This window comes from Pseudonocardia sp. NPDC049154 (assembly GCF_040648315.1).
GTDB lineage: Bacteria > Actinomycetota > Actinomycetes > Mycobacteriales > Pseudonocardiaceae > Pseudonocardia.
In genome coordinates, this window is the sequence record NZ_JBEZDN010000188.1 from 1 (window position 1) to 11,245 (window position 11,245).

11 protein-coding genes are annotated in these 11,245 nt (G+C 75.5%); 5 read left to right on the forward strand and 6 right to left on the reverse strand.

Features of this window, described 5'->3' with window-relative positions:
* Nucleotides 1-99: 99 nt before the first annotated feature.
* Entirely contained in the window at nucleotides 100-1,002 is a 903-nt protein-coding gene (locus AB0B41_RS40980) for an SDR family oxidoreductase (RefSeq protein WP_358212431.1), read from the reverse strand.
* Between the two features lie 84 nt (nucleotides 1,003-1,086).
* Between AB0B41_RS40980 and AB0B41_RS40985 the strand changes: the two genes are divergently transcribed.
* Nucleotides 1,087-1,647, forward strand: a complete 561-nt coding sequence (locus AB0B41_RS40985) for a TetR family transcriptional regulator (protein ID WP_358212432.1) — start codon at nucleotides 1,087-1,089, stop codon at nucleotides 1,645-1,647.
* A gap of 29 nt (nucleotides 1,648-1,676) precedes the next feature.
* On the opposite strand, the gene AB0B41_RS40990 is transcribed toward AB0B41_RS40985, so the two are convergent.
* From AB0B41_RS40990 to AB0B41_RS41005, 4 genes are all read right to left on the reverse strand, one after another.
* Nucleotides 1,677-2,648, reverse strand: coding sequence for a PfkB family carbohydrate kinase (locus tag AB0B41_RS40990; RefSeq protein ID WP_358212433.1), 972 nt, complete (start codon nucleotides 2,646-2,648; stop codon nucleotides 1,677-1,679).
* On the reverse strand, nucleotides 2,645-3,049 hold the full coding sequence (locus AB0B41_RS40995) for an SRPBCC family protein (protein ID WP_358212434.1): 405 nt from the start codon (nucleotides 3,047-3,049) through the stop codon (nucleotides 2,645-2,647). Before AB0B41_RS40995 ends, AB0B41_RS40990 begins: the two co-directional genes overlap by 4 nt.
* A 521-nt stretch (nucleotides 3,050-3,570) precedes the next feature.
* Nucleotides 3,571-5,190, reverse strand: coding sequence for a class I adenylate-forming enzyme family protein (locus tag AB0B41_RS41000; RefSeq protein WP_358212435.1), 1,620 nt, complete (start codon nucleotides 5,188-5,190; stop codon nucleotides 3,571-3,573).
* Nucleotides 5,190-6,800: an FAD-dependent oxidoreductase gene (locus AB0B41_RS41005; protein ID WP_358212436.1), complete on the reverse strand. Its 1,611-nt coding sequence runs from the start codon at nucleotides 6,798-6,800 to the stop codon at nucleotides 5,190-5,192. The genes AB0B41_RS41000 and AB0B41_RS41005 overlap by 1 nt, the downstream gene beginning before the upstream one ends.
* Nucleotides 6,801-6,882: 82 nt before the next feature.
* Between AB0B41_RS41005 and AB0B41_RS41010 the strand changes: the two genes are divergently transcribed.
* From AB0B41_RS41010 to AB0B41_RS41020, 3 genes are read left to right on the forward strand one after another with little or no spacing between them, the layout of a single operon-like run.
* The gene (locus tag AB0B41_RS41010; protein ID WP_358212437.1) at nucleotides 6,883-7,518 is read left to right on the forward strand and encodes a TetR family transcriptional regulator C-terminal domain-containing protein; all 636 of its coding nucleotides are present in this window, start codon (nucleotides 6,883-6,885) and stop codon (nucleotides 7,516-7,518) included.
* A gap of 9 nt (nucleotides 7,519-7,527) precedes the next feature.
* Nucleotides 7,528-8,007: an HIT family protein gene (locus tag AB0B41_RS41015; protein ID WP_358212438.1), complete on the forward strand. Its 480-nt coding sequence runs from the start codon at nucleotides 7,528-7,530 to the stop codon at nucleotides 8,005-8,007.
* Between the two features lie 55 nt (nucleotides 8,008-8,062).
* Nucleotides 8,063-10,084 carry a TPM domain-containing protein gene (locus AB0B41_RS41020; protein ID WP_358212439.1) on the forward strand — a complete coding sequence of 674 codons (2,022 nt, stop codon included), beginning with the start codon at nucleotides 8,063-8,065 and terminating at the stop codon, nucleotides 10,082-10,084.
* A 167-nt stretch (nucleotides 10,085-10,251) separates the two neighbouring features.
* Here AB0B41_RS41020 and AB0B41_RS41025 read toward each other — a convergent pair whose 3' ends face one another.
* Entirely contained in the window at nucleotides 10,252-10,905 is a 654-nt protein-coding gene (locus tag AB0B41_RS41025) for a GntR family transcriptional regulator (RefSeq protein WP_358212440.1), read from the reverse strand.
* A 103-nt stretch (nucleotides 10,906-11,008) separates the two neighbouring features.
* On the opposite strand from AB0B41_RS41025, the gene AB0B41_RS41030 reads away from it, so the two are divergent.
* The coding region (locus AB0B41_RS41030) for an FAD-dependent oxidoreductase (protein WP_358212441.1) at nucleotides 11,009-11,245 on the forward strand (237 nt) is incomplete at its 3' end.

Sequence of the window (11,245 nt, forward strand, 5' to 3'; positions counted from 1 at the left end):
GCGGTAAGTGGTGCCAGAGCACCACTTACCGCGCACGGCGGCGGTCAGGCGGCGGTCAGGCGGCGGTCAAGCGGCGGTCAGGCGGCAGTCAGGCTGCGGTCAGGCTGCGGTCGCGCTGCGGAAGTAGTGCCCCTCCCCCAGGTCGTCGAGGAGACCAGGGTGGGTCGGCTCCCAGCCGAGCCCCGTGCGGGTCAGCTCGTTCGAGGCCGGGCAGTCGGCGGCGAAGAAGCGGCCGAGCCAACCGAAGTGCTCGACGGCCTGCTCGGCGGGCACCGAGGCCACCGGCAGGTCGAGCCCACGCCCGATGGCCTCGGCGATCGTCCGCGCGGGCACCCCCTCCTCCGCGACGCCGTGCAGGACCGAGCCCGCGCGCGCCTGCTCCACCGCGAGGCGGACGAGGACGCCGGCATCACGCCGGTGGACGGCCGGCCAGCGGTTGGAGCCGTCGCCGACATAGGCGGAGACGCCCTGCGTCCGGGCGATGTCCACCAGCCTGGCCACGAACCCGTGGTCGCCGTCGCCGTGGACCGTCGGGGCGAAGCGCACGACGGACGAGCGCACCCCGCGGTCCGCGAGCGCGAGCGTGGCCGCGGCGTTGGCCGTCCGCGGGTGCACGGCGGGGTCCGGCTCGTCGCGCTCGGTCGCGACGCGACCGGGCGCGAGGCCCGCGACGCCCGAGGCGACGACGAGCGGCCGGTCGGTGCCCTCGAGGACCCCGCCGATCGCCTCGATCGCGGCCAGGTCCATCCGCGCGGCCTCGGCCATCTGCGAGAAGTCGTGGTGATAGGCGAGGTGGACGACGCCGTCGGAGTCGGCCGCGCCCGCCCGCAGGCCGTCGAGGTCGTCGAGACCGCCGCGGTGCACCTCGGCACCCAGGGCGGCGACGGCGGCCGCCGCGGCGTCCGAGCGGGCCAGGCCGAGGACCTGGTGCCCCGCCCGCTGCAGCTCGCGGACGGCGGCCGAGCCGATCCAGCCGGACGCCCCGGTGACGAAGACGCGCATGGGAACCCTCCCGGGTATCGATGTCACTTGATGACATCACCCTACGCTTCGATGTCAGCGAGTGTCATCACTAGACTCCCGCGGATGGGTCGCTGGGAGCCGAACGCGAGCGGGCGCCTGCGCGAGGCGGCCCTGGACCTCTACGTCGAGCGCGGCTTCGAGCAGACGACGGTCGCCGAGATCGCCGCCCGCGCCGGCCTCACGGCGCGCACCTTCTTCCGGCACTTCGCCGACAAGCGGGAGGTGCTCTTCGCCGGCTCCGAGCTGCTGGAGCAGCACATGGTCGCCGCGCTCGACGGCGCCCCGGAGACGGCGTCGCCGATGGAGGCGGTCGGGGCGGCCCTCGACGCCGCCGCGGGCGCGCTCAGCCGGAACCGGGACTTCTCCCGGCGGCGCCACCTCGTCATCGTCGCCAACGGCGAACTGCAGGAACGCGAGCTGATCAAGATGACCAGGCTGGCGGCGGCCCTGACCGAGGGGCTTCGCCGGCGCGGCGTCGCCGCGGGGGACGCGCGACTGGCCGCGGAGGCGGGGGTCGCCGTCCTGCGGGTGGCCTTCGAGCAGTGGGTCACCGGGCCCGAGGAGCAGGACCTGGCGCACGTGATGCGCGAGTCCGTCGAGCGGCTGCGCTCCCTCACGCGCTGACGCGGGTCAGGACAGGTGGTTCTTCCGCGTCAGGATCGGCGCCGCTCCGACCTGGCCAGCTCGTCCTCGATCCGCGGGCCGGACGGCATGCCGCCGCGCGCCCCGCTCTCCGCGACGGACAGCGCCGCGGCCACCACCGCGCGTCGGACCGCCCGCGACACCGTCTCCCCGGCCGCCAGCCCGGCCGCGAGGACGCCGTTGAAGGTGTCGCCGGCCCCGGTGGTGTCCCGGACCGCCGGGGCCGGATGGGCCGGGACGTGCTCGGCACCGCCACCAGGGTCGACGACGAGCGCCCCCTCGCCGCCCAGGGTCACCACGACCTCCGCGTTCGTCCGCCGGGCCAGCGCGATCGCGTACTCCTCGACCGAGTCGCCCGCCTCGCCGTCCGGCAGCAGGGCCGCCAGATCCCGGATCTCGGTGGTGTTGGGGGTCAGCACCGGCCCGTGCCGCAGCAGCCGGCCGATCACCGGCAGCACGGGCGCCGAGTTCACGACGCACCGGATTCCTCGTGTCGCAGCGGTTTCGACCGCTGCGGCCACGGCGTCCTCGGGAATCTCGGTGCTGACCACCACGCACCCGGCCCAGTCCGCGGACCGGGCGACGGCGGACCGCACCGCCTCCGGCTCGACGGCCGCGTTCGCCCCGCCGCCCACCGCGATCTGGTTCTCGCCGTCCGCGTCGACCACGATCAGCGCGACCCCGGTCGGCACGTCGTCCAGCACCGCGACCCCGTCGACGTCGATCCCCTCGGCCCGCAGCTCGCCCACGGCACCGGATCCGACGTCGTCGGCCCCGACCGCGCCGACGTACCGGACCTCGGCGCCCGCGCGCGCCGCGGCCACCGCCGCGTTGGCGCCCTTGCCGCCGCCGAACCGCTCCACCCCGGGCCCGACCACGGTCTCGCCGGGACCGGGCAGCCGGGGCGCCCGCACCACCATGTCGACGTTCACCGCGCCGACCACGAGGACCCGTGCCGGCACGCCCTCAGCAGGATCGGTCACGGGCGGGAGAGCAGGCGGGCGAGGGTGTCGAGGTCCGCCTGCACCGCGGCGAGGTCCTGCTGCACGTCCTCGTCGCTCATGTCAGGTCGCTGTCGGACCGTGAAGACGAGGTCGCAGCCGTCCTCGTTGGGCAGGACCCGGACCGGGTTGGAGACGACCTCCCCGCTGGGCAGCGTGACGTCGTGGTCGAGCACGCCGAACTCGTTGCGCGGCGCGAAGGCGATCTCGACGGTGCCCATCGGCGACTCGGTGATCCACCGCCCCTCGTGCAGCTCGACGCTGGCCGAGGCGAGGCCGGCCGCCCACCGGGGCAGGTTGGTGGGGTCGGCGACGAAGGCGTAGACCTCGGCCGCGGGCGCCTCGATCCGGACACCGAGGTGCCGGCTGGGGAGAGTGGACACGGGCACTCCTTCCGCTCGGGCCGCCCACCCTGCCACGCACCCCCGACAGGATCACCCGGCCCGTCCGCCCCCATGATCACCAGAAGCGGTGCGCCACGGCCGCCGAGGCAGCCACCAGGTACCGCAAGCAGCGATCATGAGTCGCACACGCCGGCGACGAGCGACGAGCCGGCAGGCCTCGACCGCCACATGATCACCACCTGCGGTACGTCCCGGCCACCCACGGCCGCCGAGCACCGCAAACGATGATCACCGACGGGCGTCGGCCGCCACTCCGGGCCCGGCTCCGAGCTGCCGCGCCGGGGCGATCGGCCCCGACATGATCGCCGGAAGTGGTGCACCACGGCCCTCGACGCAGCCGCCAGGTACCGCACGCGGCGATCATGGGTGGGACGCAGCACGGCACTCCCGCCCGCAGCCCACAGCGCCGTGATCACCACCCGCGGTACCCACCCCTGCGGGGTACCGCGAGCGGCGATCACGGCCGGGCCCGGGGCCGCACGGAGCGGCGGCCGGACTCCCTACCCCACCCCCAGCTCCGCGGCGAGCGTCCGCCCCAGCGCGACCTTCTGGATCTTGGTCGCCGACATCGGCCAGTCGTCGACGAACCGCAGGTGCCGGGGCACTTTGAAGGAGGCGAGCGAGGCGCGGCAGTGGGCCAGCAGGTCGTCGGCCGAGGCCGTCGCTCCCGGCCGGAGCTCCACGAACGCCGCGGGCACCTCCGTCAGCCGCGGGTCCGGTACCCCCACGACCGCGACCACCGCCACGTCCGGGTGCCGGGCGAGCACGACCTCGACCTCCATCGCGGCGACGTTCTCCCCACCGACCTTGATCATCTCCTTGATCCGGCCGCGGTAGCTCACCCGCCCGTCCGCGTCGACGACACCCAGGTCACCGGACCGGAACCAGCCGCCGGCGGCCGCGGTGCGGGCGGTCTTCTCCGGGTCGTTCCAGTAGCCGTCGAACAGCCCCGGCCCGCGCACGACGATCTCGCCCTGCGTCCCCGGCGGGAGGAGCTCGTCGTCGACGGGGTCCATCGCGGCCATCTCCATGCCGGGCAGCGGGCGGCCGTTGGTGCCGAGGCGGACGTCCTCGGGGTCGTCCGGCGAGGTGGTGGCGCCGATCCCACCGACCTCGCTGCTGCCGTACGAGGTGAGCTGCACCGTCGACGGCGCCAGCGCCTGCAGTCGCCGGAGCGTCTCGGGCGGCCCGACGTTGAGCATCAGCCGCACCCCGGCGAAGACCGGGGCGAAGTCCGGCTGCGCCACCAGCGCCTCGATGATCGTCGGGAAGCAGGTGAAGGCGACGGTCACGCGCTCGTCGCGGATCTGGGCCAGCGCTCGCACCGGGTCGAAGCGGCGGTCGGTCACGAAGGTGCCGCCGGCGTCGAGGATCGCGAGCAGCGGGTTGAGGAAGCTGAGGTGGAAGAGCGGCAGGACGTCCCAGAGCACGTCCGCGGGGGTGCAGCGGAAGCGGGTCCGGCCGACCCCGACCCCCACGCCGACGACGGCCTCGTGGCTGAGCGGGCAGCCGCTGGGGTGCGCCGTGGTCCCGGAGGTGTAGACCATCAGCGCGGTCTGCCGCAGCGAGACCCGCTCGCGGAGCTCCCCGATCCGGGCGGCTGTCGCCTCCGGGTCCGGGCCGGCGAGATCGAGCGCGACGAACCCGTCGACCGCGCCGACCGCGGCCGCGACCCGCAGCGACGGCAGGCCGTCGAGCGCGAGCGCTCGCGGGTTGCCGGCCAGCCCGGCCGCCGCGCGGATGAGCTCCGGGTAGTCCGCGGGCGAGTCGGGGTGCCCCGTCACGACGACGGCCTCGATGCCGGCGTCGGCCAGCACGTGCCGGACCTCGGGCACGGCGAACCGGGTGTTGATCGGCACCGCGACCGCTCCCAGTGCCGCGCACGCGAAGAGGATCTCGACGCCCTCGGCCGAGCAGTCCGCCGCCACCGCCACCCGCGAGCGGGGGCCGACGCCGAGGTCCAGCAGCTGCTCGGCGATCCGCTCGGCCCCGGCGAGGACCGCGGACCAGGACGTGCGGCCGTCGGGCGTGACGATCCCGGCCGCCGGGTCGGCCGTGGCTGCGGTCCGCACGAGCAGGTCGGCAAGGGTCGGCAGTTCCCGCCAGCACCGGCTGCCCATCACAGCGCCTCGGCCGGCGCCGGGACGCGGGCGCCCGCGTGCCGCCCGGCCCGGTACCCGAACACCATGCCCGGTCCCAGCGTGCCGCCGGCGCCGCCGTAGACCATGCCGGTCACGCCGGCCATCGCGTTGCCCGCGGCGTAGAGCCCCGGGATCGGCGCACCGACGAGGTCGAGGACCCGGCCGTCGACGTCCGTGCGCGGGCCGCCCTTGGTTCCGAGCGCCCCGCTGTGGATCTCGACGGCGTGGAACGGTCCCTCGGTCAGCGGGCCGAGCGTGGCACCGGGGCCCGGGTAGTGGGTCTGGTCGCCGTTCCAGCCGTCGTAGGCGCTGGCGCCGCGGCCGAAGTCGGTGTCGGCGCCGGCGGCGACGTGGGCGTTGAAACGGGCCACGGTCGCCGCGAGCTCGAGCGGCGGGACGCCGATCCGGCGGGCGAGCTCGTCGAGCGTGGCCGCCGTGGTCATCCAGTCCGGCGGCTCCGCCCCCGGCGGCAGCGACAGGAAGCCGTAGCGCCGCAGGTACTCCGCGTCGAACACGAGCCAGCAGGGCAGGTTGGCGTAGCTGAACGTGGTCGGGTCGAACTGGTGGAAGGCGCCGCCGAGCGCGTTGTAGTTGGCGGCCTCGTTGGTGAACCGCCGGCCGGTGCGGTTGACCATGATCGACCGGGGCAGCGAGCGCTCGCGCAGGATCAGCTGGGCCCGCTGCCGGCCGAACGCCTCGTCGCCGGGGATCTCGACGGTCGGCACCCACCAGGCCTCCCGCATCGTGCCGAGCTGGGCGCCGGCGGCCATCGCCAGGCGCAGGCCGTCGCCGGTGTTGGTCGGGACGGACGCCGGGCTGGTCATCGGGCCCCGCAGGTAGGCCCGTACCAGCTCCGGGTCCCACTCGAACCCGCCCGTCGCCAGCACCACGCCCCGCCGCGCCCGGATCTCCGAGCCGTCGGCGAACCGGACGCCCTCGACGCCGTCGCCCGGGATCAGCGACGTCGCGCGCAGCCCGGTCCGCGGCGCGATCCCGCGGTCCAACAGCGCCTTGAGCAGCCCACCGACCAGCGCGTGCCCGCAGCCGCGCAGGTCCCGCTCGCGGCGTTCGTCGCGGCTCGGCGGCCCCGGCCGCCCACCGCCCATGAAGGTCTCGGTGAGCATCAGCCGCGGCAGCCGCTCGGGCATGACGACCCGGTCCGCCCACTCCCCCAGCCCGCGGAACGAGAACAGGTCGGGATCCAGCGAGCGGCCGCCGCCGGGTTTCCCGCCGGGGTGCTCCGGGTGGTAGTCCGGCAGCCCCGGGACCACGTGGTAGCGCACCGGCGTCGCCGTCTCGATCCAGCGCACGAACTCGGGTCCGGTGTCGACGAACGCCTCGGCGAGTGCGGGCTCGATCAGCCCGTGGGACAACGAGTCCAGGTAGGCCAGTGCGTCCGCGCGGCTGTCGGGCGTGGACTTGTCGGGGTTGGCGGGGATCCAGGTGGTGCCGCCGGAGAGGGCGGTGGTTCCGCCGACCCGCTCCCCCTTCTCGACGACGGCGACCTCGGCCCCCGCATCGGCGGCGGCGACCGCCGCGACCAGGCCGGCCCCGCCGGTCCCGAGGACGACGACGTCCACGGTCTCCATGCGCATCCTCCCTGCCGAACTAACTGCCAAACGCCCGGTAGATGACAGGGGTTTGTATAACGCGTGTTGTATCGTCCGTCAAATGCCCCGCCGCATCGACGCCGACGTCCGGCGCCGCGAGATCGCCGCGCTCGCCGCCTCGCTCGTCGCCCGCCGGGGCACGGACGGACTGTCGCTGCGCGCCCTGGCCGCCGCGGCCGGGGCCAGCACGACCGTGATCACGCACTACTTCGCCGGCAAGAAGGAGCTGCTGCAGAGCGCGTACCACGCCGCCGTCGACCAGGCCCGGGACCGCGTGCGGGAGGCGCCGGGCGAGGACGACCCGCGCCGGCTCGTCGCGCTGTGCGAGGCCGTGCTCCCGCTCGACGCGCCCCGCTCCGAGAACTGGCGGACCTGGCTGGCCTTCTTCGGCATCGCCGTCGGGGAGCCGGACCTGGGCGCGGTCCAGCGGCGGCGCGTGACGGGGCACCGCGACCTGATCGCCGACGCCGTCCGGGCCGGGCAACGGCTCGGGACCGTCGACGCCGCACGGGACCCGGACGAGGAGGCCCGCACCCTGCTGGCCCTCACCCACGGCGTCGCCGTGGAGGCGGCGTTCGACCCGGAGGACTGGCCGGCCGCCCGGCAGCGCGCGCTGGTCGCGCGGCACGTCGCGACGCTGGCGCACCCACCGTCCCGTGAGGACTCACCGGCTGCGCCCGCGCGCGAATCGTCCTAGCGTCGGACCATGAGCGACAGCGCGGACCAGCCCGACACCCGCCTCGAGGCCCTCCGGCGCGGCGAGAAGCTCCCGAACCTGATCGCCGAGACGGCGTCGGGGTTCGCGGTGTTCGGCGACCACCAGAAGCTCCCCGGCTACTGCCTGCTGATCCACCGGGCCGAGGTCGAGCACCTCGACGACCTCGAGGAGACCGAGCGGATCCGCTTCCTGTACGAGCTGTCGCTGCTCGGCCAGGCCGTGCGCACCGCGCTGCGGGACGACCCGCAGTTCCGCCGGGTCAACTACGAGGTCCTCGGCAACACCTGGCCGCACCTGCACGGGCACGTCCACGCGCGGTACGAGTGGGAGCCGGACGACTACAAGTTCTTGCCCGTCTGGCGCTACCCGGACCTGCACGGCGCCGAGCACGCCGCCGGGGCGCGGCACGAGGAGCTGAAGGAGCGGATCGTGCTCGAGCTGCGGGCGCTGCTCACGGGCGGTCTGTAGCCCGTCGGGGCGGGGGTCCAAGATTGCGGGCGTCGCCCTGCCGAAGGAGATCACCGTGCGCCGGTTCGCCGCGCTCGCCGTCCTGCTCGTCCTGCCGTTCCTGGTGCTGCCCGGCAGTGCCGCCGCCGACCCGCCCTTCCGGGTGCCCGGTCCCGTCACCGACCGGGCCGGAGCGCTCGACGCCGCCGGTCGCGCCCGGGTCACCGAGGCGGTCGACCGGCTGCGCGCCGACCGCGGCTACGACCTGTTCGTCGTCTACGTGCGGTCCTTCGACGGCCGGGACGGGCAGCAGTGGGCCGACGCGACCGCCGTCGCCTCCCAGCTCGGGCGCGACCAGGTGCTGCTCGCGGTCGCGACGGACGACCGGGTCTCCGCGCTGTCCGTCGACGACGGCTTCCCCGAGTCCGACGCGTCGATCCTGCAGATCCGGCGGGACAGCCTCGAGCCGGCCCTCGCGCGGGGCGACTGGGCAGGTGCCGCCGTCGGGCTGGCGGACGGGCTGCGCGAGACCGGCAGCGGCATCGGGATCCCGTTGCTGGTCGGCGGTGGAGTGGTCGTCGCGGGTGGGGCGGCGTGGCTGGTGAGCCGGCGGCGGCGTCCTGCCCGCCAGGCCCCGACGCAGGCGCCGGCCCCCACCGGACCGCCCGACCCGGCGCCCGGCGAGTCCACCGAGGACCTCGCCCACCGCTCCAGCCAGGCGCTCCTGCAGGTCGACGACGCCGTCGGCACCTCGGAGCGCGAGCTCTCCGCCGCCCGCGCGCACTTCGGCGAGGAGGCGGTCGCCGGGTTCGCCGCGGCGCTCAAGGCCTCGCGGGCGGACATGCTCGCCGCCTTCGAGATCCGCCAACGGCTCGACGACGACGTCCCCGAGACCGAGCCGGAGCAGCGCGCGATGCACGGAGAGATCATCCGGCTCGCGACGCAGGCCGACGACCGGCTCGACCACCAGGTCGAGGCCTTCGACCGGCTCCGCGCCCTGGAGGCCGACGCGGCCGGCTACGTCGACGGGATCGCCGCCCGGCTCTTCGGGCTCATCGCCCGGGTGCCCGAGGCCGAGCAGCACTGGGCCGAGCTCGGCCGGCAGTGGGCCCCGACGGCGCTGGAGCCCCTGACGGAGAACCTGCCGCAGGCCCACGCGCTGCTCGCGGACGCGCAGAAGGAGCTCGACGAGGCGCGGGCCCGGCTCGGCGCGTCGCAACCCGCGCTCGCCGTGGTCGACGGGCGGGCGGCGGAGGACGCGGCGACGCAGGCGGAGACCCTGCTCGACGGGATCGCCCGCCGCGAGACCGAGCTGACCGACGCGGCGGCCCGGGTGCCGGCCGCGCGGGCGGAGGTGGAGCAGGACCTGGCCGAGGCTTCGGCACTGCCGGAGGTCGACCCCGGCGTGACGGCGCGGGCGCGGGCGGCGGTGGAGGCCGCGGACACGGCGGCGCGCGGGACGGACGACGGGGTCGCGCCCGACGGCGGGACGGCCGCGCTCCCCGACCCGATCGCCGCGCTGCACCTGCTCGACGAGGCGGGCGCCACGCTCGACGCGGCGATCGCGGACGCCCGGGAGTCCGCCGAACGGGCCCGCCGGGCGACGGCCGCGTGGGAGCAGGCGCTGGTCACGGCCGGTTCGGCGGTGGCGGCGGCGTCGGACTTCGTGTCCACGCGGCGCGGCGCGGTGGGCGCACCGGCGCGGACCCGGCTCGCCGAGGCGCAGCGGCACCTCGCGGCGGCGACGGCGGGTGGCGACCCGGCTGCGACGCTGCGCGAGGCACAGCAGGCGGAGGCGCGGGCGCAGGAGGCCTTGCAGCTGGCGCAGGCGGACGTCTCGCGCTGGTCGGGGCCCTCCGGGGGCGGCAGCGGCAGCGGCTTCGGCGGGGAGCTCGGCGCGCTGGTGCTCGGCGGGATCCTGTCCGAGGCGATGCGGGGCGGCGGCTACCGCGGCGGCGGGGGCTTCGGGGGCGGCGGATCCGGCGACGGCTTCGGGGGTGGCCGATCCGGTGGCGGTGGCCGCTCCGGTGGCCGCGTCCCCGGCAGCTTCGGCGGCTCCTCCAGCCGCGGCCGTCGGGGCGGCGGCGGACGATTCTGACGGCCGCGACTTCCACCCCATGAGCGAGCGGCGCGCTCGCTCACGAGGAATGAACGAGAGCGCCGTTCGCTCCCGGTGGGCCGCGACGGTTCCGCGTGCGACGTCGGGCGACCGCTGCCCGGCGAGCGGCCCGTTCGCTCACCAGGTATGAGCCACCGTTCGCCGCGTCACAGGAGGGCGCGGATCGCCTTCTCGAACCCGACGACGTGCGCGAGGGCCAGCTCCGCCGCCTTCTCCTCCTCCCCCACGACCACGGCGCGGAGGAGATCGGCGTGCTCGTGGACGTGCCCGGGCAGAGCGGGGAGCCGGTCGAGGAACAGCACCCAGATGCGGGTGGCGAGGTTGTCGAGCCGCACGCAGACGTCCTCGAGGTGCGGGTTGCCCGTGGCGCGGTAGAGCGCCCGGTGGACCTCGACGTCGGCGCGCAGCAGCTCGCGCGGGTCGCCGGCGGGGTCGAGCGCGGCGATGCGGTCGCCGAGGCGGCTCAGCTCCGCGCGGTCGACGGAGCCCGCGTTCCGCGCGGCGGAGCGGGCGGCGAGCGGCTCCAGGCTCAGCCGGACCTCGGACAGGTTCGCCAGGTCGGTGATGTCGACGGCCGTCGCGAAGGTGCCCCGCCGCGGATAGGCGACGACGAGCCGGTCCCCCTCCAGCCGTTTCAGCGCCTCCCGCACCGGGGTCCGGCCGGTGCCGAGCTCGGCGGCCAGCCGGTCGTCGTTGAGCGGGTCGCCGGGCCGGATCTCGAGCATGACGAGGCGGTCCCGGATCGCCTCGTACGCGCGATCGGCCAGCGACCCCACTTCTCCCGCGGCAGCGACGCTCACGTTCCCTCCCCTTGACCGACCTCGATGGTATGCCTACCGTACCTCACGATTGATATACCAGTCTGCACGATCTCTTCGCGCAGACCGTCGGACGGAGTCCTGCATGGCCGAGCAGCTTCCGGAGCATCCCGATTTCCTGTGGCGGACGCCGGAGCCGCGGAAGTCCTATGACGTGGTGATCGTGGGTGGGGGTGGGCACGGGCTGGCCACGGCGCACTACCTGGCGCGTAATCACGGGATCACGAACGTGGCGGTGCTGGAGAGGGGCTGGTTGGCGGGTGGGAACATGGCCCGCAACACCACGCTGATCCGGTCGAACTATCTGTGGGACGAGTCCGCG